The sequence below is a fragment of the Corynebacterium sp. HMSC08C04 genome, from assembly GCF_001807495.1.
In the GTDB taxonomy this organism is placed as follows: domain Bacteria; phylum Actinomycetota; class Actinomycetes; order Mycobacteriales; family Mycobacteriaceae; genus Corynebacterium; species Corynebacterium simulans.
The window spans coordinates 133,412-154,359 of the sequence record NZ_KV789229.1 but is presented as its reverse complement, the minus strand read 5'-3'; the positions used below and the strand labels follow the sequence as shown (position 1 = coordinate 154,359).

General features: G+C 61.7%; 21 protein-coding genes. 8 read left to right on the top strand and 13 right to left on the bottom strand.

All coding sequences use genetic code 11. From position 1 onward, the window contains the following. The first annotated feature begins 223 nt into the window (after positions 1–223). Positions 224–1,009: a DeoR/GlpR family DNA-binding transcription regulator gene (locus HMPREF3169_RS10670; RefSeq protein ID WP_061923004.1), complete on the top strand. Its 786-nt coding sequence runs from the start codon at positions 224–226 to the stop codon at positions 1,007–1,009. Between the two features lie 51 nt (positions 1,010–1,060). On the opposite strand, the gene ptsP is transcribed toward HMPREF3169_RS10670, so the two are convergent. Beyond that, a complete protein-coding gene (gene ptsP / locus HMPREF3169_RS10665; RefSeq protein WP_062038652.1) occupies positions 1,061–2,746 on the bottom strand; it encodes a phosphoenolpyruvate--protein phosphotransferase in 1,686 nt (561 codons plus the stop codon). 201 nt (positions 2,747–2,947) lie between these two features. Between ptsP and HMPREF3169_RS10660 the strand changes: the two genes are divergently transcribed. The 3 genes from HMPREF3169_RS10660 to HMPREF3169_RS10650 are packed head-to-tail and all read left to right on the top strand — an operon-like array spanning position 2,948 to position 6,396. After that, positions 2,948–3,910, top strand: a complete 963-nt coding sequence (locus HMPREF3169_RS10660) for a 1-phosphofructokinase family hexose kinase (protein WP_070456492.1) — start codon at positions 2,948–2,950, stop codon at positions 3,908–3,910. Between the two features lie 41 nt (positions 3,911–3,951). Continuing rightward, on the top strand, positions 3,952–6,075 hold the full coding sequence (locus HMPREF3169_RS10655) for a PTS fructose transporter subunit IIABC (protein WP_070456490.1): 2,124 nt from the start codon (positions 3,952–3,954) through the stop codon (positions 6,073–6,075). Positions 6,076–6,126: 51 nt separating this feature from the next. Next, positions 6,127–6,396 (top strand): HPr family phosphocarrier protein, encoded by a 270-nt coding sequence (locus tag HMPREF3169_RS10650; RefSeq protein WP_061923017.1) that lies wholly within the window; start codon positions 6,127–6,129, stop codon positions 6,394–6,396. Between the two features lie 89 nt (positions 6,397–6,485). Here HMPREF3169_RS10650 and HMPREF3169_RS10645 read toward each other — a convergent pair whose 3' ends face one another. The 3 genes from HMPREF3169_RS10645 to hflX all read right to left on the bottom strand — a co-directional run bounded on the left by HMPREF3169_RS10645 (position 6,486) and on the right by hflX (position 10,363). Next, a complete protein-coding gene (locus HMPREF3169_RS10645) occupies positions 6,486–7,484 on the bottom strand; it encodes an HNH endonuclease signature motif containing protein (RefSeq protein ID WP_070456488.1) in 999 nt (332 codons plus the stop codon). A gap of 113 nt (positions 7,485–7,597) precedes the next feature. After that, positions 7,598–8,878 carry a uracil-xanthine permease family protein gene (locus HMPREF3169_RS10640; protein ID WP_070456486.1) on the bottom strand — a complete coding sequence of 427 codons (1,281 nt, stop codon included), beginning with the start codon at positions 8,876–8,878 and terminating at the stop codon, positions 7,598–7,600. A 30-nt stretch (positions 8,879–8,908) separates the two neighbouring features. Beyond that, positions 8,909–10,363 carry a GTPase HflX gene (hflX, locus tag HMPREF3169_RS10635; protein ID WP_070456484.1) on the bottom strand — a complete coding sequence of 485 codons (1,455 nt, stop codon included), beginning with the start codon at positions 10,361–10,363 and terminating at the stop codon, positions 8,909–8,911. A 79-nt stretch (positions 10,364–10,442) separates the two neighbouring features. Between hflX and HMPREF3169_RS10630 the strand changes: the two genes are divergently transcribed. Next, positions 10,443–11,219, top strand: a complete 777-nt coding sequence (locus tag HMPREF3169_RS10630) for a hypothetical protein (RefSeq protein WP_062038631.1) — start codon at positions 10,443–10,445, stop codon at positions 11,217–11,219. Between the two features lie 43 nt (positions 11,220–11,262). After that, positions 11,263–11,757 carry a hypothetical protein gene (locus HMPREF3169_RS10625; RefSeq protein WP_246815633.1) on the top strand — a complete coding sequence of 165 codons (495 nt, stop codon included), beginning with the start codon at positions 11,263–11,265 and terminating at the stop codon, positions 11,755–11,757. Here the strand turns inward: HMPREF3169_RS10625 and dapF are convergent. Genes dapF through HMPREF3169_RS10610 form a run of 3 tightly spaced genes read right to left on the bottom strand, consistent with a single transcriptional unit; the run spans position 11,754 to position 14,082 of the window. Next, the gene (gene dapF / locus HMPREF3169_RS10620) at positions 11,754–12,584 is read right to left on the bottom strand and encodes a diaminopimelate epimerase (RefSeq protein WP_061923034.1); all 831 of its coding nucleotides are present in this window, start codon (positions 12,582–12,584) and stop codon (positions 11,754–11,756) included. The genes HMPREF3169_RS10625 and dapF overlap by 4 nt on opposite strands. Continuing rightward, a complete protein-coding gene (gene miaA / locus HMPREF3169_RS10615) occupies positions 12,581–13,483 on the bottom strand; it encodes a tRNA (adenosine(37)-N6)-dimethylallyltransferase MiaA (protein WP_070456482.1) in 903 nt (300 codons plus the stop codon). The genes dapF and miaA overlap by 4 nt, the downstream gene beginning before the upstream one ends. Then, on the bottom strand, positions 13,477–14,082 hold the full coding sequence (locus tag HMPREF3169_RS10610; protein ID WP_070456480.1) for a hypothetical protein: 606 nt from the start codon (positions 14,080–14,082) through the stop codon (positions 13,477–13,479). Before HMPREF3169_RS10610 ends, miaA begins: the two co-directional genes overlap by 7 nt. 96 nt (positions 14,083–14,178) lie before the next feature. Here HMPREF3169_RS10610 and HMPREF3169_RS10605 point away from each other — a divergent pair, with 96 nt between their 5' ends. Both HMPREF3169_RS10605 and HMPREF3169_RS10600 read left to right on the top strand, forming a co-directional pair. Further along, a complete protein-coding gene (locus tag HMPREF3169_RS10605; protein WP_070456478.1) occupies positions 14,179–15,486 on the top strand; it encodes a DUF349 domain-containing protein in 1,308 nt (435 codons plus the stop codon). Next, on the top strand, positions 15,476–16,576 hold the full coding sequence (locus HMPREF3169_RS10600) for a GNAT family N-acetyltransferase (RefSeq protein WP_246815632.1): 1,101 nt from the start codon (positions 15,476–15,478) through the stop codon (positions 16,574–16,576). Before HMPREF3169_RS10605 ends, HMPREF3169_RS10600 begins: the two co-directional genes overlap by 11 nt. Positions 16,577–16,585: 9 nt before the next feature. Here the strand turns inward: HMPREF3169_RS10600 and HMPREF3169_RS13455 are convergent, their stop codons facing one another. From HMPREF3169_RS13455 to HMPREF3169_RS10575, 6 genes are all read right to left on the bottom strand, one after another. After that, positions 16,586–16,795, bottom strand: a complete 210-nt coding sequence (locus tag HMPREF3169_RS13455) for a hypothetical protein (RefSeq protein WP_246815631.1) — start codon at positions 16,793–16,795, stop codon at positions 16,586–16,588. Continuing rightward, a complete protein-coding gene (locus HMPREF3169_RS10595; RefSeq protein ID WP_246815630.1) occupies positions 16,780–17,178 on the bottom strand; it encodes an Rv2732c family membrane protein in 399 nt (132 codons plus the stop codon). Before HMPREF3169_RS10595 ends, HMPREF3169_RS13455 begins: the two co-directional genes overlap by 16 nt. Positions 17,179–17,189: 11 nt before the next feature. After that, the gene (gene miaB / locus HMPREF3169_RS10590; protein ID WP_082785861.1) at positions 17,190–18,710 is read right to left on the bottom strand and encodes a tRNA (N6-isopentenyl adenosine(37)-C2)-methylthiotransferase MiaB; all 1,521 of its coding nucleotides are present in this window, start codon (positions 18,708–18,710) and stop codon (positions 17,190–17,192) included. 41 nt (positions 18,711–18,751) lie between these two features. Further along, on the bottom strand, positions 18,752–19,348 hold the full coding sequence (recX, locus tag HMPREF3169_RS10585; RefSeq protein ID WP_061923048.1) for a recombination regulator RecX: 597 nt from the start codon (positions 19,346–19,348) through the stop codon (positions 18,752–18,754). Continuing rightward, positions 19,349–20,482, bottom strand: a complete 1,134-nt coding sequence (recA, locus tag HMPREF3169_RS10580; protein WP_061923051.1) for a recombinase RecA — start codon at positions 20,480–20,482, stop codon at positions 19,349–19,351. A gap of 210 nt (positions 20,483–20,692) precedes the next feature. Next, positions 20,693–20,908, bottom strand: coding sequence for a DUF3046 domain-containing protein (locus HMPREF3169_RS10575; protein WP_070456476.1), 216 nt, complete (start codon positions 20,906–20,908; stop codon positions 20,693–20,695). Positions 20,909–20,948 lie beyond the last annotated feature (40 nt).

Below are 20,948 nucleotides of genomic sequence, written 5' to 3'. Positions count from 1 at the left end.
GCGTTTAATGTCACATTTTGCAAATCTGCAGCTAAAGAAAATTTCGGCGATCGCATGCAAGATTGGCGATATGTGAAACTCTTTGTTTCGTTCCGATTCGTAGGGATTTCTGGAAAACTAGAGGCAAGCCAGTATTATTCCGGCAACAGCTTCCGCTTTACCCCCAATAGACGGAGGCTGTCTAGCCCCCACCCCGTTCCTGGGCAGATCTTTGGAGGACCCTATGTACGCAGAGGAGCGTCGCCGTCAGATCGCCTCCCTCACCGCAGTTGAGGGACGCGTCAACGTCACCGAGCTTTCCGAGCGCTTCGACGTCACCGCTGAAACCATTCGTCGCGATCTCGCGGTCCTAGACCGCGAAGGCGTTGTGCACCGCGTGCATGGCGGCGCTGTGGCCTCTCAGTCCTTCCAAACCGCAGAGCTGACCCTCGACACTCGGCAACGTTCCGCTACCGGCGCCAAGATTGCCATCGCACGCGCCGCCATGCAGTTCCTCCCAGACGCCGGCGGCAGCGTCTTCCTCGACGCGGGTACTACCACCAATGCCCTGGCAGACCTCATCGGTCAACAATTCGCCGCAGGGCAATTTTCGATAGTTTCCAATAGCTTGCCCATCTCGCTTTCCTTGGCAAGCAACGGCGTTCCCGACGTTCAGCTGCTCGGCGGCACCGTCCGCGCCATAACCCAGGCAGTCGTGGGCGATACTGCACTGCGCACCATGGCGCTCATGCGTGCCGACGTCGCCTTCATCGGCACCAATGCGCTCACCCTCGACCACGGCCTGTCTACCGCAGATTCCCAAGAGGCAGCCATCAAGTCCGCTTTTGTCACCAACGCCCACAAGGTCGTGGTCCTCTGCGATTCCTCGAAACTCGGTAACGATTATTTGGTCAGCTTCGCCTCCATCGCGGATATCGACGTCGTCATCACCGATTCCGCCGCACCAGAAAGCTTCATCGAGGCGCTTCGCGAGCGCGAAATCGAAGTAGTCATCGCCGCCGATAAGTAGCATCGGCACATACAAAAATAGCCCCGCCAAAAGCGGGGCTATCTTTATGTTTTAGAACTCGTCCAACAAAGCGAGCGCTGCCGCTCGGGCTTCGGATGGGCCCTCGGCGTTGATGGCGGCGTCGGCAAGCTTTTGGCACTGCTCGAACGTCAGCTCCGCAAGCTGTGCGCCCACGCCGGCGACAGCCGTGGAAGCCGCCGACAGGGAGTTCACGCCCAAGCCAGTCAGCACGCAGGCAAGCAGCGGATCCGCTGCCGCCTCGCCGCATACGCCAACCGGAACATTGTTATCCTGGCCCACCACGCAGGTGTGCTGGATAAGGCGCAGCACTGCCGGCTGCCATGGATCAGTAAGATATGCCAGCTGCGGGGAAAGACGATCCGCCGCCATGGTGTACTGCGTCAAGTCATTGGTACCAATGGAGACGAAGTCTAGATGCGGCATGATGGTATCGGCCATCAAAGCCGCCGCTGGAACCTCAATCATGGCGCCCGCAGTAAGGCCACGCTCGCGACAAAGACCCGCGAACCACTTCGCCTCAACGGCGGTAGCGACCATCGGCGCCATAACCCACGTCGGGGCATCGTCGCCACGGTCTGCGGAAGCCTGCGCAATGGCATCCAGCTGGCGAGTCAACAGCGCCTCGTTATCGCGTGCGATACGCAGACCACGCACGCCAAGCGCAGGGTTTTCCTCGGAAGACATGGTGGCATAAGAAATCGGCTTATCTGAACCCGCATCCAAGGTACGAACAACCACCTTGGAAGACGAGAAGGCGTTAAAGACCTTCCCATAGATGCGCGCCTGCTCATCCACCGTCGGCTCCTCGCTCGCAGAGAGGAAGGAAAGCTCAGTGCGGTAAAGACCAATGCCCTCCGCCTGGGAATCCGACGCGATACGCGCCGCGTTGCCGTCCGCGACGTTGGCCAAAAGCTGCACGCGATGGCCATCCTTAGTTTGCGCCGGGCCACGCCACTGCGCCACTCGCACAGCCTTCTCGCGGTATTCCTCTACCGCCCGCAAAGACTCCTCGCGGTCTGCACCCAAGTTCACCGCGCCAATAGAGCCGTCCACGAACACGAGCGCGCCGGCCTCAATGTCACGCAGCTCCGCGCCCACGGCCACGATGCATGGAATGTCCAGCTGGCGAGCGATAATCGCCGTGTGGCTCGTCGGGCCACCGAGCTCGGTGACCAAAGCCTTGATGTGTGCGGTGTCGAGGGTTGCGGTATCGGCGGGCGCGAGGTCATCAGCAAGCAGCACTGCTTCTCCGGTGACCATCGGCAGACCTGGCTCCTGCTCGCCACGCAGCTGCGCAATAACGCGGTCGCGCACGTCCTTTAGGTCCGTCGTGCGCTCGGCCATCACACCGCCTGCTGCTTCAAACATGGTGACAAACTTCTCAGTCGCGCTCGCGGTTGCGTACTCCGCCGGTCGGCCTGCACGGATGGACTTGCGCACCGCCTTGTGCCAGCCGCGGTCCTTGACCATGCCGGCGGTAGCGCCCAGCACCTCAGCCGCCTGGCCTTCTGCGCCGGCCGCACGCTGCTCGAGGCGGCTTGCCACGATATCGACAGCCTCTAGGAATCGGTCATACTCGCCGTCGCGCTTTTCTTCATCGATTAGCTCCCCAGCAGTTGGCAGTTCTGGACGAGGACGCACCCACACGGCCTCGGCGTATGCGACACCGGCAACGACGCCAGTGCCCTTGATGGTTGATTGAGATTCGTTTTCCATCACACATTCCTTTGGGAGGGGATTTGCTCTCCCCCTAGATCATCACAGATCGGGCGAAAAAGCAACGAATACCACACTCTTTTGATTGACTTTCGGACATAACCAGACAACAATCAACAGGGAGCAGAAATCTGCGCTCGACCACCGTCCAGCTAGCTTTCTCCCAATATACGCAAACTGCGAAAGGGACGAGTCTCCACAATGATTCTCACATTGACCCCCAACCCCAGTATTGACGCCACCCTAAACCTCCAAGAAGCCATCAATCCTGGCGCAGTTCACCGCGCCAGCCTGGTTTCGCAGGTCGCAGGCGGCAAAGGCGTCAACGTCACGCACGCGGTGCACCTTGCCGGCGAGAAATCCGTCGCTCTTCTGCCCGCACGCAAGGGCGATCACTTCCTTACCTTGATGGAAGACGGCAACATTCCCTTCGATGCCGTATCTATGCCTGGTTCTGTCCGAACCAACACCACCATCACCGAGCCAGGTGGCCGCACCACCAAGGTCAACGGCCCTGGCCCTGAGCTCGACGAGACAGTCCAGTCTGCCATTTCCTCCTCACTGGCCGCGCTTTCCATCGGCGCGGAATGGGTGGTGCTTGCGGGTTCCCTGCCCAAGGGCGTTCCCACGCATTGGTACGCCACGCTTGTCGACGCCATCCGCTCCGCCGCGCCCCAAGCACGCATCGCCGTCGACACTTCCGACGCCCCGATGGTCGCCCTTGCAGAGCGCCTCAACGAGTCCGCACCGAATCTACTCAAGCCCAATGGGCTTGAACTCGGCCAGCTCACCGATACTGACGGAAATGCACTCGAGGCGGCCGCGGAACAGGGCGACTACTCAGGCGTCGTCGAAGCCGCGCGCGTAGTGGTTGGCCGCGGCGTCGATGAGGTTCTCGTCACTTTGGGCGGTGCTGGCGCAGTTCTCGTTACTGCAGATGGCGCTTGGGCTGCTACCCCACCTCCCACGGCTGTCGCATCCACCGTCGGCGCGGGTGATTCCGCACTTGCGGGCTATATTTTGGCCCGCCGCGCAGGGAAGGACTTTGCGGAAGCTTTGCGCCAATCCGTGGCCTACGGTTCTGCCGCTGCGGCTCTGCCCGGCACCCAGCTACCAAAGCCTGCACAAGTCAATATCGCAGAAACCAAAGTTTTAACCCTATAACCGCGTTTAACTACAACTCTGATCATTAAAGGAGTGTCCTCATGGCATCCAATCTCATCACGACAGACTTGGTCGCGTTGGACGCCGATTTCGGCGACAGTGTCGAATCTGTCATCACAAACCTTGCCACCCTGGTGCACGAGACGGGGCGCGCGACCTCCGTCGAGGGTCTCGCCCAACCGGCCATCGACCGCGAGGCCAAGGCTGGCACCGGCGTGCCCGGAGGCGTTGCTATTCCACACTGCCGCTCTGAGGTCGTCACCGAGCCAACGCTGGCCTTCGCGCGACTTTCCCGCGGCGTCGATTTCTCCGGTCCTGACGGTGACGCCCACTTGGTCTTCCTCATCGCTGCCCCCGCCGGTGGCGGTAAGGCACACCTAAAGATCCTTTCCAAGTTGGCCCGCGCGCTGGTAAAGAAGGACTTCCTCGAGGCGCTGCGTACTGCGGCGACCAAGGAGGAAATCGTCAAGCTGGTGCTGGATGTGGTCAACGCGGAAAAGCCCAAGAAACCTGCGAATTCTGCTTCCGCGGCGTCATCTGCTTCCGCGGCATCAACTTCCGCCGCTACGGCGGCGTCCGCTACCGCAACACCAACTACCGAGAACGCAGCCACCAACATCGTGGCGGTCACCGCCTGCCCCACCGGCATCGCGCATACCTACATGGCTGCCGACGCCCTGGCCCAAACCGCGGCAGAGCGCACCGACATAAACCTCACCGTCGAGACCCAAGGCTCCTCGAATAACACCTCCGTCTCGCAATCGGTGATCGACGCCGCTGACGCCGTCATTTTCGCCACCGACGTCGGAGTGCGCGAACGTGAACGCTTCGCCGGCAAGCCCGTCATCGAATCCGGCGTCAAGCGCGCCATCAACGAGCCCGGCGTCATGCTCGATGAGGCCGTCGCCGCCGCCAAGAACCCGAATGCGCGGCGCGTGGCGGGAACGGCGGCATCGGAAAGCGCGTCCGGAAGCGCATCAGGCAGCGGAGAAGAAGGTGAAGCACTCGGCTGGGGCAAGCGCATCCAGCAGGCGATCATGACCGGCGTGTCCTACATGGTGCCTTTCGTCGCCGCAGGCGGCCTTTTGCTCGCCCTCGGCTTCCTCTTCGGCGGCTACGACATGGCCAACGGTTGGCAGGCGATTTCCACCAACTACTCGTTGACCAACCTGCCCGGCCACCAAGTTGAGGTCGACGGCGAGATGATGAGCTTCGACCGCTCCGGCTTGCTGCTCTATATCGGTGCGGTGCTCTTTGCCATCGGCCAAGCAGCCATGGGCTTTATCGTTGCGGCACTGTCGGGCTATATCGCCTTCGCATTTGCCGGCCGCCCGGGAATCGCTCCTGGTTTCGCCGGCGGCGCCATCGCCGTCGCCCTCGGCGCGGGCTTCATCGGTGGCCTGGTCACTGGTCTTATCGCGGGACTCATCGCCATGTGGATCGGCAACTGGAAGGTCCCGCGCTGGATCGGTTCCCTGATGCCGGTTGTCATCATTCCGCTGCTGACCAGCCTTATCACAGGTCTGTTGATGTACCTGCTGCTCGGCGCTCCGCTGGCCGCAATTATGGAAGGCCTGCAGAACTGGCTTTCTTCCATGTCCGGCTCGTCCGCCGTGCTGCTGGGCATCATCCTCGGGCTGATGATGTGCTTCGACCTGGGCGGCCCCGTCAATAAGGCGGCCTATCTCTTTGCCACCGCCGGCCTTTCCACTGGTGACCAGGCCTCCATGGAGATCATGGCCGCCGTCATGGCCTCCGGCATGGTTCCGCCGATTGCGCTATCGATTGCGACCTTCCTGCGCAAGAACCTATTTACCCCGGCGGAGCAGGAAAACGGCAAGTCCGCGTGGCTACTCGGCCTCTCCTTCGTCTCGGAGGGCGCCATCCCATTCGCTGCCGCTGACCCGCTGCGCGTCATCCCGGCGATGATGCTCGGTGGCGCCACCACCGGTGCACTGTCGATGGCCCTGGGCGTCGGTTCGCGTGCCCCACACGGCGGCATCTTTGTCTTCTTCGCCATCGACCCGGCCTGGGCTTATGTCCTGGCTATCGCGGCGGGCGTCGTGGTTTCCGCGCTGGCGGTCATCGCGCTGAAGCAGTTCTGGCCGAACAAGACCGTCGAGGAAGCAGCCGCCAAGGCGGAGGCTGCCAAGGCCGAGGCATAACGCGTACACTTGTTAACACGAAATCTCACATAGTCGAAAGGACTTATCATCATGGCATCTAAGACCGTAAAGGTTGGCTCTTCCGTCGGACTGCATGCACGTCCTGCGTCCATCATCGCAGACGCTGCAGAGGCTTATGACGAAGACATTCTGCTGACCCTCGTCGGCAGCGATGACGACGAAGAAACCGACGCAGCTTCCTCCCTGATGATCATGGCCTTGGGCGCTGAGCAGGGTGACGAAGTTACCGTTACCTCCGAGAATGCAGAAGCAGTCGAGAAGATCGCCGCTCTCATCGAGCAGGACCTCGACGCTTCCTAGCGTTAGCTTTAAAAGACTCCCGAGCTTTAAAGCTTGGGAGTCTTTTTTAAGTTTTGGGCATGCCAAAGCGCCCGCGCGTGGCGGGGGCTCTAGCTCACCGGCGAAGCCCACGGCGGCAACCAGGTGATTTTTCCGCGAATGCGAGCTAGCTTTCCACGGGAAGCTTTCGGCGAACTTCCAGGCGGAGAGTCGTCATTTATTCCGTTGTGATACGCACAGCAGGTTACGAGGTTTCCGATGTTCGTATCGCCTCCCCTAGCCCAAGCGGTGAGGTGATGGGCCTGCGCACTATCCGCCGGGTGATTACAGCCCGGCCACGCACACGTGGGATTTTCGGCCGCGGCCAGCAGGCGCTGCTTTTCATTAGCAAACCGCCGCGTGCGATAAAGATTGACCGGCCCTTCATAAGGATGCACGAGGCTGACCAATCCATGCGCGGAAAGCACGCGGGAGACGAAATCCGCGCCAGAAATGCTCGCGCCGTTGGTCATGCGCAGCTGGATTTCCTCTCCGCCGCCTTGCGCGATTTCCACGAACTCATCCAGAGTGATGACGACGTGGGAGCCCGCCACCGGCTTGTGCGCACCGGAAAAGAATCCCTCATAAAAGGATTGGACGGGCGCTTCCGGTTTTAAGGCAGAGAAGATATCGGCAATCATGTCCTGCTTGCCGGTAACGGTCAGGGACCACAGCGCTTGGCGACGCCGCGTAATCCGCACCCCTTCCTGTGGTTGCTTGGCGTATTCTTTCGCCATCGCGCGGGCTTTTGCCTTCAGCTTGTCCGCGGGAAGGGTGCTGGCGCAGAGTGCTTCCCGTACTTTCCACTTATCGCGTTGGCGTGGGATGCGGGAAATGTAGCCTTCGATCATCGTCAGCGTGGACAGGCTATGCTCTGAGCGCTGCGCGTTGCGCTGGCGGCGCGAAGAGGAGGTGGGGCCAAAATAGATGCCCGCCAGATAGATAAGCTCGCGGGCCTGTAAGTTCGACGCGCCGAGCTGCACGAGCTGTGCTTCGCTGCGCCCGTGGGCGCCGGCAAGAATGGCCATGCCTGGCGCCTGGGCTGCGAGGAAGTCTGCTAGTGCGTTCATGGTTTTTGAGCCTAAAAGCCCTCACCAAACCCCACAAGAGGCAATTTTTTTGCCTGTGGATAACTTCGCCGAATTCACCCCGAAAAGGGGCAAGATTGGTGACGTATCCCCTTTTAGTACTTGGCGCCCTTGCCCTCACCAAGGGTTTCGTAGAGCCACTTCGCCGCAGGGTAGACCACAATGACGCCGATGGAGCCCCAAGCGATGCCCTCGAGGGAAACGGAACCCACGTTCAACGTCAGGTTGCCGATACCCGCAATCAACGCCACCGCAGCACAGGTCAGGTTCACCGGATTGTTGAAGTTGACCTTGTTATCCATCCAGATGCGGATGCCCAGCATGCCGATGAGGCCGTAAAGTACGAGGGTCGCCCCGCCCAGCACACCGGTGGGGATGGTGAAAATCAGCGCGCCGAACTTCGGGATGAAGGCCAAGCAGATGGCGAAGACCGCAGCCACCCAGTAGGCCGCCGTGGAGTACACGCGCGTCGCGGCCATAACGCCGATGTTCTCGGCATAAGTTGTGGTGCCGGAACCGCCGAAGCCGCCGGCGATGGCGGTGCCGAGACCGTCGGCAATAAGCGCGTCGCCAGCTAGGTCATCGAGGTCGCGCTTCGTCATCTCAGACACGGCCTTAACGTGGCCGATGTTTTCTGCAATCAGCACCACCAGCACCGGCAGCGCCACAGCGATGGCAGAGAACTTGAACTCCGGCGAGTGGAACTGCGGGAAGCCAATCCAGGCAGCATCGCGGATGGTCTGCGCGGTTCCTTCCGCCAGGTTTCCGGTAAGCGCCGCAAAGACCCAGCCCACGACGACGCCGATGAGGATGCCCAAGCGGGAGACCATGCCGCGCCCGCCCACGGTTGCCAGGACGATAGCAGCCAGGGTAATCACCGCAACCAGTGGCTGGGTCTGGAAGTTCGTCGTGGCCGCAGGCGCCAAGTTCAGACCGATGAGCGCCACGATGGAACCAGTCACGGCCGGCGGCATCACTGCGTCCAGCACACGGCGCCCCGCGGCTTTCACCACGAAACCGACGGCCATCAACACTGCACCGGTCACCAAAATGGAACCGGCCTGCGCGCTGATGCCATACTGCTGCGACGCCGTCAGCGGTGCGATGAAGGCAAAAGAAGAGCCCAGGTAGGAAGGCAGGCGATTGCGGGTAATCAACAGGAACAAAATAGTGCTGATGCCCGAGAACAGCAGCGTCGTATTAACCGGGAAACCGGTCAAGGTGGGAACCAGCAACGTGGCGCCAAACATAGCCACCACGTGCTGCATGCCGATGCCGATAGTGCGGCCCCAGCTCAAGCGTTCTTCAGGCGCTACTACCGCGCCAGGTGCAATATTCTTACCATCGCCGTGCAGGCGCCAACCAAAAGTACTCACGAGCCTTCATTATGGCCCACCAGCGGCGTTTTAGGAAACTTCTTCCGCAACGTACTCCGCCAATTCGTGGGCAATGGAGGCAGGCAGGCGGACGTCGACAAGCGTGCCCTCCCCTGTGTACTCCTCGCCCAAAACAGTGCCTTCGGCATGCACACGGGAGACAACATCGCCGCGGGTAAAAGGCACCAGCAAACGCACGTGCACATCGCGGGAGTTGAGAAAAAGCTCAACACGCGAGGTCAGCTCATCAATGCCCTCGCCGGTGTGCGCGGATACGTAGACCACGTTCTCGCGGTCGAGCACGTGGCGAATCTCAGCAAGCACCAGCGGATCGGCCTTATCGATCTTGTTGATGACGATAATCTCCGGCGGCGCCTGCTCGCCTGTTTCCTGCACGATGTCGTAGATGACCTTGTTGACAGCCTCGATCTGTTTCAGCGGGAACGGGTCGGAGCCATCGACCACGTGCAGCATGATATCTGCAGCCAAGACCTCCTCGAGGGTGGACTTGAAGGCCTCCACCAGCTGCGTGGGCAGGTGGCGCACGAAGCCGACGGTGTCGGTGAAGACGACTTGGCGGCCGTCGGCAAGCTCTGCGCGGCGGGTGGTTGGGTCAAGGGTGGCGAAAAGCGCATTTTCCACCAGCACGCCTGCGCCGGTCATCGCGTTGATGAGGGAAGACTTGCCCGCGTTGGTGTAGCCGGCGATGGCAATTTGCGCGATTGTCGACTCCTGACGCTTCGAGCGTTTGATATCACGTGCGGTTTTCATTCCGCGCAGCTCTTTACGCAGGCGCGCCATCTCGGAGCGGATGCGGCGACGGTCGGACTCAATCTTGGTCTCGCCGGGGCCGCGCAAGCCGACGCCGCCGTTAGAGCCCGCGCGGCCACCCGCCTGGCGCGAGAGGTTGCCGCCCCAGCCGCGGGTATGGGTATAGAGGTATTCCAGCTGTGCAAGCGAGACCTGCGCCTTGCCCTCTTTGGACTTCGCGTGTTGGGCGAAGATATCCAGAATCAGCATGGTGCGGTCAATGACCTTGGTGTTGAGCTCGCGCTCTAGGGCGGAAAGCTGACCGGGCTGCAGTTCGCCGTCGCAGATGACGGTGTCGGCGCCGGTGGCTTCGACGATTTCTTTGAGTTCCTGGACCTTGCCACGGCCGATGTAGGTGCCAGGGTCGGGCTTTTCGCGCTTTTGGTAAATCGCTTCCACGACTTCGGCGCCGGCGGTCTCGGTCAGCGCGGCCAGCTCGGCCATGGTGGCCTCCACTTCGGCGACGGTGCCTTCGGTCCATACGCCCACGAGTACGACCTGCTCGAGGCGCAGCTTGCGGTACTCCACCTCATAGCCGTCGGTGGTGTCCTCAGCGCGGATGGTGGTGGAAACGCGGCGAAAGGCATTGCGCTCGGCTAGGTCGAGGTCGCCCGTGGTGGGCTGGAATTCCTCACCAAAAGCCTGCGCGAGAAGTTCTTCGTGATTTTCGTTCATGTTGCTTTTATTCTTGCACGTCGCAGGCTTAAAACCCCAATTTTTAGTAGCTAAAGCCTGCGGAGATACAATAGCCACTATGACCGAAACTTCCCCCGCCTCCACTGCCAATACTGAGATGCAGGCAATTGGCCTGAACTTTGTGCGTTGGCAAGACGCCGTTGAGGCAGCCATTTCCACCAACCAGCTCACCGTCACCGGCGAGATCCGCGACGGTCAGCTCATCCAATTCGCGGACCCGTCCGGTGCGCAGATCAATATCCTCGCGGTCGAGCCTTTTGCCACCTACATCGGTTTCGATTCCGTAACGCAGGGCTTTGCGCATGTGTCCATGGTCAACGACGTGCTGGCTTTCATGGAAATCCTGGACCCATTCGGCACCGTTCTCGCACAGGCCACCGCTAACCTCGCGCAGGGTCCGCTGCTGGCAGACGAAGAAACCCAGCCGTGGCAGCAGGTAGGCCTTAGCGTCATGGGCTTCGGCGTGAAACGCTATGCCTCCGCCGCAGACTACGAGGCGGAGTTTGATACTTACCCGGCGGCCTTCGAGTCTGAAGGCGCAGAGATTGTCGCGAAGGGTTCCGGCGCAGCGGCGCCTACCCCGGGCTGCCGATTCGCCGCCCGCGTGATGGAATCCGAGTGGCGCGAAAACCAGCTTACCGGCGAAAAGTTCATGCACCTGGTCATGGACGGCGTCTTCCCGTTCGACCTCTGCTTACCGGCCAGCTTCGGTAAGCTTCCCGCCAAGGATGAAGTTCTGGCTGGAACTGGTATGCTGACGGCTTCAATCGAAATGCCCACCGGCGGCTGCGGCTCCGACGGCGGCTGCTCCTGCGGTTCTGGCGGATGCCACTAAATAAAACGAAGAAGGGCCAGGTATGGACTCGACAGGGCGACATATGCTCGCCGTCACCCTCGCGGTGGTGGCAGCCGTTGCGCTCATCGTGACCCTGAAACTGCCTGGCCTTTTCATTGCGCTCTTGGTGGCAGGCGCCATATGGCTTTTCGCCTCTGCACGTCCCGACGCCTCCGAGCACGCCGCCCTGCGCACCTCCATCGATCTTTCCGCGGACGATATCCGCGACGTGATCGCTGAATTCGACGCCTTCTGCAATTCGCAAAATACCGATGCCATTGCAGACCGCACTTTGCACCGCCCCGCGCTGCTGGATCTGGATTGCACGGATCCCACCATCGAGGCCTTCCGCTACGAATTAAACGGTGCCAAGCGATTTTTAAGCCGCTTGGACATCCGCGTATACCGCACAGACATCGAAACCGACGAGCTGGAATCCCTCTTAAGGGTTACCGATGACCGCGCCACCGAGCTGCGCGAGACCTGGCTCGCCGCCCGCCGCGCGGCCCTTTCCCTCGGCACGCACTACAAAGACTAAAGCGCGGTCTCGCCAGTTGCCACGATGCGCGAAGGGCCGGTAAGACGCGAGTCTTCGTCGAAGATCTCCACTTCCACCGTGCCGCCGGGAACATGGACGCTGACGGTGCCGGTGCCGTAGCCGGCGTCGGCAAGCGCGGCGCATGCGGCCGCCACGGTGCCGGTGCCGCAAGAGCGGGTCTCTCCGACGCCGCGTTCGAAGACACGCATGGAAACGGCGCCTTCAGCAAGCTGAGTCAGCACCTCAACGTTGACTCCCTCGGGAAAGAAGGACTCATCGAAAGTCGGCTGCTCGAAGGTCATCTCGGCCAGGCCTTCTGCCGAAAGCCCCGGGATGACCGCTGCCAGGTGCGGATTGCCCACGTCGACACCGAGGCCCGCAAAGCTCTCGCCTGCCATCGACGCCGTGGAAACTCCGGTTACCCGCGCAGCACCCATCTCCACGCTAACCTGCGCCTCGAACTCATCGAAGGAATGCACCGTCACCGTTTTCGCACCGGCACGGGTGCCGACGGTGAAGGTATCGGCCTGCACCAAGCCGCGGGAGCGCACCCAGTGGGCAAAGACGCGAGTGCCGTTGCCACACATTTCGGCGACGGAACCATCGGCGTTGCGGTAGTCCATGAACCAATCCTCGTCCGCGATGCCGTCTGCGAGCGGCTCCCTCAGCGCTCCCGCGCGGACCACGCGCAGCAGGCCATCGCCGCCGATTCCGGCGCGGCGATCGCACAGGCGCTGCACGCGCTCGGGGCTAAGCTCTAGCTGGCCGTCATGGTCTTCGATAATGACGAAATCGTTTTCCGTACCGTGTCCCTTGGCAAATTTCATGCCTCAATAATACGCAGCGCCTGCCCACGAGTATCGGCGGCCGCATCCAGCCAGTTGATGCGCTTGTCGCGGTTAAACCAAGAGCGTTGGCGGCGCACGTAGCGCCGCGTTCCGGTAATCGTGCGCTCTATGGCTTCGTCCCAGGTCAGCTCTCCTCGCTGAGCTTGGAATACCTGCGCATAGCCGATGGCGCGGCCGGCAGTGGAATCTTCTACGAGGCCTTGTGTTTGCAGGCGCTCGACCTCCGTTACGAGCCCGCGTTCGAACATGCGTCGGCTGCGCAGCTCGATGCGCGGGTTGAGCCAATCTGCTTGCGTGCGCAGGCCCAGCAGCAGCATGTTCCAGCGCGGCGGCGCGTCCTTCGGCGGCTGGCTGGCCTTGAAGGGTTTGCCGGTTAGCTCGATGACCTCCAGCGCACGGACGGTGCGCCGCGGGTCTTTGTCCTCGATGATGGCGGCCGCGGCCGGATCTACTTCTGCAAGCTCCGCGTGCAGCTTATCGACGCCGATTTCCACCCTCCGCTGCTCATACTTCGCGCGAACTGCAGGGTCGGTGGGTGGAAACTGCCAGTCGTCGACGAGCGCTTGGACATAGAGCATCGAGCCACCCACGAGGATGGGCGTTTTGCCGCGAGCCATGATCGCCTCGACGTCGGCAATGGCGACTGCCTGATAGCGCGCGACGGAGGCCTTCTCCGTGACCTCCCAGACATCAAGCTGGTGGTGCGGGATGCCCTCGCGTTCTTCCATCGTGAGCTTCGCCGTGCCGATGTCCATGCCGCGGTAGAGCTGCATGGAATCGACGTTGACAACCTCGCCGTCTAGCTCATGCGCGAGCTGCACGCCCAAGTCACTTTTACCCGAACCCGTAGGCCCTACGACTGCGATTGGTCTTAACATTGCCACCCCGCCACATATCGTCCAACGCCCAGCGTCGAATCCGCCGCGCGCAGTTCCGCCTTTACCGGCTGCAACGCCGCGAGCTCTGCCCACAGAGCAGTCTCCTCGACGCCGGCGGCCCGCAGCTTTTCTTCATCGCAGCTTTCGTCCGCGCCCGCTAGCAGGGATTCGCACCACCGGGCGGCCGCGGGGGCGGCGTCGATAAGCGCGAGCGGCGCGCGTTGGGTAAGCCCGGCACTGCCGTCTACGCACACGATGGTGAGAACGCCCGCGCGCGGGGTGTCTAGGTGCTCGCGGACCTCGCCCACGTGATAATCCGGACCGCCTGCAAGCATGTAGCGCGCCATAAGCTCCGGCAGGTAATTGCCCTCGCCCAGCTGCACGCTCGGGGCGCCCCACGCGCGCAGGGATCCTGTATGTGCCGTATGCCAGCGTGCATCCCTGGAGCCAACGATGTCTAACACCAGCTCCTCATTGGCCGACGCGTATTCGCGGACTAGCTGCCGAGCTGCGCCTAATAGCGCGCGGCTAGGGGCATCTGCAGGAGATAATTCCTCCGCCAAGGCCGGCGAGGAAGGCATAATCAAAAGATTTAACATTGCTCACTCATCCTAATGCAGGAGAAGGTACTGTTAGGGAGAACACTCTAGGCAGCCGTGACGCGCGGCGCGACTTTCATAAAGGCGGTTTCAACCATGTCTATCCCAACCCCAGGTGCAATGCCCAAGAAGGGTGCTCGTCCAGGCCCTCGCCCGGGCGCACAGCCGGCGGCTAAGGTCGCAAAGAATGATCCGGCCAAATGGGGCCGCGTGGAGGAAGACGGTTCCGTCTTCGTCAATGCTCCCGAAGGCGAGCGCAAGATTGGCGAGTGGAAGGCCGGCACCCCGGCTGAGGGCTTGGCGCACTATGGTGCCCGCTACGATGACCTTTCCACCGAGATTGAGCTGCTGGAAACGCGTTTGAAAGCGCACCCGGGCGAGGCGGAAACCATCAAGGCCACCGCCGCGGAGCTGCGGGAGTCTTTACCTACCGCTGCCGTTATCGGCGATATTGCGGCCTTGGACAAGCGTTTGGGCGCTGTCATCGAGCACTCCGTAAGCGCCGGCGAGCAAGCGCAGGCCGATAAAGCGCGCCGCCGCGCGGAAGGCATCGCGGCCAAGGAGAAGCTCGCGGCAGAGGCCGAGGACATCGCAGCGAACTCCACCGAGTGGAAGGCCGCGGGAGATCGCATCCGCGCCATCCTCGAGGAGTGGAAGCAGATTCGCGGAATCGACCGCAAGACTGACGACGCCCTCTGGAAGCGCTACTCGCGCGCACGCGACTCCTTTAATAGGCGTCGTGGAGCGCACTTCGCGGAGCTAGACCGCAACCGCGCGGCGGCCCGCAAGCGCAAGGAAGAGCTCGTCGAGCGCGCCGTGGCGCTGCAGGATTCCACCGACTGGGCAGCCACCGCGCGCGCCTACCGTGACCTGATGACCGAGTGGAAGGCCGCCGGCCGCGCCCCGCGCGAGGCCGATGACAAGCTGTGGGCGCAGTTCCGCGCTGCGCAGGACCACTTCTTTTCCGCTCGCAACGCCGTCAACGACGAGCGCGATAAGGAATTCGCCGCCAACGCGCAGGCGAAGGACGCCCTGATTGCGGAATACGACTCGCAAATCGATCCTTCCAAGTCCATCGAGGCCGCCAAGGCGAAGCTGCGCGAGCTGCAAGAAAAGTGGGAGGAAATTGGATTCGTCCCACGCAACCAGGTCCGTGAATACGAGGCCAAGATTGAGGCCCTGGAAAAGCGCGTTTCCGCCGCGGAGGATTCCGAGTGGCGTCGTACCGACCCCGAAGCTCAGGCACGCGTGGCGCAGTTCCAGTCCAAGGTCGACGATCTAAACGCGCAAGCCGACGCCGCCGCTGCCAAGGGCAACGCCAAGAAGGAGCAGGACCTGCGCGCCCAGGCCGCGCAGTGGCAGGAGTTCGCGGACGCAGCGGCAGCTGCTGTAAATGACAAATAATTTGCTCGTCCAGATTGTCCCCGGCCGCGGAGAGCCAGCAGATTGCGTCCGTAGCTTCGTCTTCGACGCGAACCTGTATGCGCAGGAGGCCAGCGGTGACCCAGCCGCATCTTCTGCGCCTTCGCGGGTGGTCCAGCGCCTGCAGGGCTCGAACGAGTCGCAGACCTATCTCTTTGGGCTAACTTCTCCTACCCCACTGGAGGTGGGCGCGCTGGGCTTGCCCACTATTTCCGCGGTGGAGCCCAGCCCGGAGTTGGATTTCGACGGCTTCATCCATATCTCGCTGCCTCTTCTTGAAGAAACACAGAATGCGGAAATCGAGTGCGTTCTCGCGGCGGGCCTGCTGCCCATGCCCGGCGAGGAGCTGTCCGCGGAAGCGTACGGGGTAGCCGAGCAGCTTGTCGACGCCGCCCTCGACCTGGCCCATAAGCTCGGCCGCAGCGTCGCACAGGTAGGCATGCTCTACCCTGCCGATGCGGACTACTCTTATGACCCGTTCTCGGGCCCGTATATCGCGCGGGGCTTTGCACAAAAGCACGCCGAGCACCAGATGTTCGTGGAGTTTCCGGATACGCCGGCGCGGCCTTTCCCGGTGGCCTCGCGTAAATTTCACGTCTTTGCCGACTATGACATCCCCGCTGAGTATCTGGATGACATCCTGGAGCTTTTGACCGTGGCCTCCACGGATGCGGTCTACGGCGATTTGAGCACCGAGCCTATTTACTGGACCGCGCAGCGTTTGGAGGAGGCGCATCGCAGGCTGCGGGCACGGCGCTCGCATACTCTTCTGGTTGCGATCGAGGAAGCCGGGCGTATCGTGGCGCTGACGGAGCTTTCCCGGCACGCGGATGCGGACCCGGAGGTCTGTGAGTGGACGCTGACGGTCACCGCCCGCGATAGGCGTCGACGCGGACTGGCCACGGCTGCGAAACTGCATGCACTGCACGAGGTCGCGCACTGGTGGCCGGACGCGCGCCGGGCATATTGCTCGGTCGCGGATGCGGACCCGGCGATGAACCGCATCTATAAGCACCTAGGCGCGAAGGTTATTTCCACGTCCTCAGCCTGGGAGCTGCATCTCCGGAGTTAAATTCGGAGCTTAACGCTTGTGCGCTCGGCGGCGCCGGTCGTCGATAAGCAGCGGATTCTCCTCCGGAGGAAGTGTGGTCGCGGCCTCCGTCTGCAGGACGCCGACTTGATCGAGGGAGCTGGCTGCGGCGCGGGCCTTTTCGGCCGCTGCAATCTGCTCGGGGCTGCGCCTAAAGGCCACACGGCAGTACGCCAAGAATGCAATCAGGCTAGCGAGCACGCCGACCCACATGCCGATGGAGGCGCCGTTAGCGGTCGAGCCGCGGTACCAGAAGCCCCAGAGGTTAGAAACAGCGAGATTGCCACCAGCATCCATGCAGCAAGGCCGAAGTTTAAGCGGCGGGTGATGACGGTGAGGCTGGTCAGCACGCCGATGCCCAGCAGGGCACACCACCCCGAGATGTTCTCAATGATGGAAATCTTCACGCTCGTGCTGCCCAGACCAAGAACCTCCCAGCCGTTGGCGGTGCCGGCATAGGGCAGAACCAGGTACGCCACCCACGCGACAACCGCTGTAATGAGCGCGGTTTTGTAGCCTCCCAGTTCCATCTTCTGGGAGGCAGCGCGCTCGGCGGCGTGGGCGGTGTCGTACTGATTGCTCATGAAATACTCCTTTAGCAGCCGCAGGAATCTTGGGTGGCGGGGGCGCCAACCTGCGGTAGCCCCAAACCTACGCCGATAGGCGCGGTGGTTGGGGTCTGACCCGCTGCGGACATGTCGCCGGCCTTAGTGCGGCGGTGCTCGGTAACGCCGGAGTCAGCCACGAGGAAGAAGGAACCGGAATCGGTGACGGTGGTATGCACGACGTCGCCTGGGCGGATATCTGCGCTGATGGAAGTGCCGGCGGCGTCGATAGGCGCAAAGTGCACGAGGCGGCCATCGCGGGAACGTCCGGTCAGGCGGTGAGTCTTGTCAGCCTTGCGGCCGCCCTCGGCCTGCACCAGCAGCTCGACGTCGGTGCCAACCAGCTTCGCATTCTCCTCGGCCTGGATGGAGTCCTGCAGCGCGACGAGGCGCTCGAAGCGCTCCTGCACGATGTGCTTCGGGACCTGCTTTTCCATCTCCGCCGCCGGGGTACCCGGGCGCGGCGAATACTGGAAGGTAAAAGCGGAGGCAAAACGGGCGCGCTTTACCACTTCCATGGTGGCCTCGAAGTCCTCTTCGGTCTCGCCTGGGAAGCCGACGATGATGTCAGTGGTGATGGCCGCATGCGGCATCTTCTCGCGGACTTCATCCAGGATGGCGAGGAACTTCTTCGAACGATAAGACCGGCGCATCTCCTTCAAGATGCGGTCGGAGCCAGACTGCAGCGGCATGTGCAGCTGCGGGCACACGGCTGGGGTCTCGGCCATGGCGTCGATGACGTCGGAAGTAAATTCTGCCGGGTGCGGCGAGGTAAAGCGCAGACGCTCCAAGCCCTCGATCTTTCCCACCTCGCGCAGCAGCTTCGAGAACGCGAACTTATCGCGCGGCAGGTCAGGGTCTGCAAAGTTCACGCCATAAGCGTTGACGTTTTGGCCCAGCAGGGTGACCTCGGAGACGCCTTGGTCTACCAGCGCCTTGACCTCGGCCAGGATGTCGCCTGGGCGGCGGTCCTCTTCCTTACCGCGCAGGGAAGGAACGATGCAGAAGGTACAGGTGTTGTTGCAGCCCACCGAGACCGAGACCCAGCCGGCGTAGGCAGACTCGCGCTTTGCAGGGAGCACGGAGGGGAAAGCCTCGAGGGAATCAACGATTTCCACCTGGGCCTCGTCATTGTGGCGCGCGCGTTCGAGCAGCGTAGGAAGGGCACCCATGTTGTGAGTGCCAAAGACCGCATCGACCCACGGCGCATTATCGAGGACGGTGTCTTTGTCCTTTTGCGCCAAGCAGCCGCCCACGGCAATCTGCATGCCGGGGTGATTCTCCTTGGTTTTCTTCAATGCGCCCAGGGTGCCGTATAGGCGCTTATCTGCGTTCTCACGCACCGCGCAGGTATTAAAGACGATGAGGTCGGGCTCGTCGCCGGAGTCGACTGCGCAGTAGCCTGCCTCCTCCAGCAAGCCGGAGATGCGCTCGGAATCGTGCACGTTCATCTGGCAGCCAAAAGTACGCACTTCGTAGGTGCGGGGCGCCTCAGTCTGGGGATTACTCACGTCGGGTCATTCTATCGGCCAAAGCAGCCAACTCATAAACCCTAGGATTCCAGCTCCGCGATGCGCGCATCCAGCGCCGCAATGGCAATCCGCATGGACATGCCTTGGTTGAAACCGCGCCGCGCCAGCACGCCTACGATGCGGCGCAAGTATTTATCACGCTCTGCCCTATCCTCCGGCACCGTTTTCACAGAGCGTGCCTTCTTTACTGCCAAGGCCTGGGCAATGGACTCCTCAGACTCCTCCGTCACCTGTTCCAAGGCCTCACTCCGCAGGGCTTGGGACACGCCCTTTTCCTGCAGCTCGCGATCTAGCACGCGCGCGGATTTACCCCTGCGGGCATGGCGCTGGCGCACCCACTCTTTGGCAAAGGTGGCGTCGTCAAGCAGGCCCACGTGCGTTAGGTCATCGAGGACCATCTCCACCACCTCGGCGTCGAATTCGAGGGCAAGGAGGCGGTCGCCTAATTCCTTGCGCGAACGCGCGCGCTGATCCAGCAACAACAGCGCGCGCGAACGCACCTTGGCTTTGGCTTCTTCTGCTTCGGCATCAAAAAGCCCGCCTCCAGCGGCGCCGGATTCATATTCGGCAAGCGCCTGGCGAAGCTTTTCGAGCTTTTCTGGGGCGGGCTTTGACATTTAGTCGTCGTCGAAGTCGACGTTCGGAACCAAATCGACGGCGTCATCTGTCAAGGAATCGTCCGCACCGGGCACGTCCATGTGGACTTCCTCCCCCGTCGCGGCCGCGGCGCCGATGCCAAGCTTGGTGAAGATCTTCTTCTCAATCTCATCAGCCAGGTCCTTGTTTTCCTTCAGGAAGTTACGGGCCTTCTCTTTACCCTGCCCCAGCTGGTCACCCTCGTAGGTAAACCAGGAACCGGACTTCTTGATAAAGCCGTGCTCCACGCCAAGGTCGATGATGGAGGACTCACGCGAAATACCCTCGCCGTACATGATGTCGAACTCGGCGATCTTGAAAGGCGGGGAAACCTTGTTCTTTACAATCTTGATCTTGGTGCGGTTACCAATCGCATCCTGGCCATCCTTAAGCGTCTGGATGCGGCGGATATCGCAGCGCACGGAAGCGTAGAACTTCAGCGCCTTACCACCGGTGGTGGTCTCCGGGGAGCCGAACATGACGCCGATCTTCTCGCGCAGCTGGTTGATGAAGATGGCGGTGGTGCCGGAGTTGTACAGCGCGCCGGTCATCTTGCGCAGCGCCTGGGACATCAGGCGGGCCTGCAGGCCGACGTGGGAGTCACCCATCTCGCCTTCGATTTCCGCCTTCGGGGTAAGGGCCGCGACGGAGTCGATAACGATGATGTCGATAGCGCCGGAACGCACGAGCATGTCGGCGATTTCCAGCGCCTGCTCACCGGTATCCGGCTGAGAAACCAGCAGGTTATCCGTATCCACGCCCAAAAGGCGAGCGTACTCAGGGTCGAGGGCGTGCTCGGCGTCGATAAACGCAGCGATGCCGCCTTCCTTCTGCGCAGACGCAATCGCGTGCAGCGCAACGGTAGTCTTACCCGAGGATTCTGGGCCGTAAATCTCCACGATGCGCCCGCGCGGGAATCCGCCGATGCCCAGTGCGATGTCGATGGCGGTGTTGCCGGAGGAAATCGCGCGGATTGGGGGACGCTCGTCGTCGCCAAGGCGCATGACAGCACCCTTACCGAAATCCTTCTCAATCATCGCCATCGCGGCGTCGAGCGCCTTCTGGCGGTCATCTCCCTTGCCCGCCGCAGCGGTGGACTTCTTCTTCGTTGCCATTTTCAATTCCTAACGTTGATTTACCTGCACATCCCACAGGCTCATTGATTTAGACTGCCAAACCGCACCTGCGGTTCCGCAGCAAAAGCTAAGCTAGCGCCGACGCCCGACACCCCAAACCACCTTACACACAAGTGTTCGAAACTAAAATACAAACCCCGCGTGTCCGCCCGGTTTTTAACTCACAGGTCTTCGAATGCGTTCGAACAACTAGAGCGTGGGATAGTCCACGCCCAAGCGACGGTTTTCCGGAACATCAAAATCATCGCACAGACCTTCCCATACCTCGCCTGGGTCTACCCCGCGTTCGATGAGCTCGTCAGCAGTCTCACCGTATTTAGCCAGCACGTGGGAGTGACTTATCCACTTGCCTTCGGATTCACCGAATTCATCGACTATCAGTTGGTGATACTCCGTCAATCGCATGCCCGCTATCCTACAGGCCGAAATGCCAAGCCCCAGCCCC

What these genes read in the sequence shown, in the direction of transcription:
- hflX (WP_070456484.1), bottom strand. Translation starts at nt 10,363, where the DNA reads ATGAACGAAAATCACGAAGAACTTCTCGCGCAGGCTTTTGGTGAGGAA.
- HMPREF3169_RS10655 (WP_070456490.1), top strand. Translation starts at nt 3,952, where the DNA reads ATGGCATCCAATCTCATCACGACAGACTTGGTCGCGTTGGACGCCGAT.
- dapF (WP_061923034.1), bottom strand. Translation starts at nt 12,584, where the DNA reads ATGAAATTTGCCAAGGGACACGGTACGGAAAACGATTTCGTCATTATC.
- recX (WP_061923048.1), bottom strand. Translation starts at nt 19,348, where the DNA reads ATGTCAAAGCCCGCCCCAGAAAAGCTCGAAAAGCTTCGCCAGGCGCTT.
- HMPREF3169_RS10625 (WP_246815633.1), top strand. Translation starts at nt 11,263, where the DNA reads ATGCTCGCCGTCACCCTCGCGGTGGTGGCAGCCGTTGCGCTCATCGTG.
- HMPREF3169_RS10595 (WP_246815630.1), bottom strand. Translation starts at nt 17,178, where the DNA reads ATGAGCAATCAGTACGACACCGCCCACGCCGCCGAGCGCGCTGCCTCC.
- HMPREF3169_RS10605 (WP_070456478.1), top strand. Translation starts at nt 14,179, where the DNA reads ATGTCTATCCCAACCCCAGGTGCAATGCCCAAGAAGGGTGCTCGTCCA.
- HMPREF3169_RS10645 (WP_070456488.1), bottom strand. Translation starts at nt 7,484, where the DNA reads ATGAACGCACTAGCAGACTTCCTCGCAGCCCAGGCGCCAGGCATGGCC.
- HMPREF3169_RS10600 (WP_246815632.1), top strand. Translation starts at nt 15,476, where the DNA reads ATGACAAATAATTTGCTCGTCCAGATTGTCCCCGGCCGCGGAGAGCCA.
- HMPREF3169_RS10630 (WP_062038631.1), top strand. Translation starts at nt 10,443, where the DNA reads ATGACCGAAACTTCCCCCGCCTCCACTGCCAATACTGAGATGCAGGCA.
- miaA (WP_070456482.1), bottom strand. Translation starts at nt 13,483, where the DNA reads ATGTTAAGACCAATCGCAGTCGTAGGGCCTACGGGTTCGGGTAAAAGT.
- HMPREF3169_RS10650 (WP_061923017.1), top strand. Translation starts at nt 6,127, where the DNA reads ATGGCATCTAAGACCGTAAAGGTTGGCTCTTCCGTCGGACTGCATGCA.
- HMPREF3169_RS10660 (WP_070456492.1), top strand. Translation starts at nt 2,948, where the DNA reads ATGATTCTCACATTGACCCCCAACCCCAGTATTGACGCCACCCTAAAC.
- recA (WP_061923051.1), bottom strand. Translation starts at nt 20,482, where the DNA reads ATGGCAACGAAGAAGAAGTCCACCGCTGCGGCGGGCAAGGGAGATGAC.
- ptsP (WP_062038652.1), bottom strand. Translation starts at nt 2,746, where the DNA reads ATGGAAAACGAATCTCAATCAACCATCAAGGGCACTGGCGTCGTTGCC.
- HMPREF3169_RS10670 (WP_061923004.1), top strand. Translation starts at nt 224, where the DNA reads ATGTACGCAGAGGAGCGTCGCCGTCAGATCGCCTCCCTCACCGCAGTT.
- HMPREF3169_RS10575 (WP_070456476.1), bottom strand. Translation starts at nt 20,908, where the DNA reads ATGCGATTGACGGAGTATCACCAACTGATAGTCGATGAATTCGGTGAA.
- HMPREF3169_RS10610 (WP_070456480.1), bottom strand. Translation starts at nt 14,082, where the DNA reads ATGTTAAATCTTTTGATTATGCCTTCCTCGCCGGCCTTGGCGGAGGAA.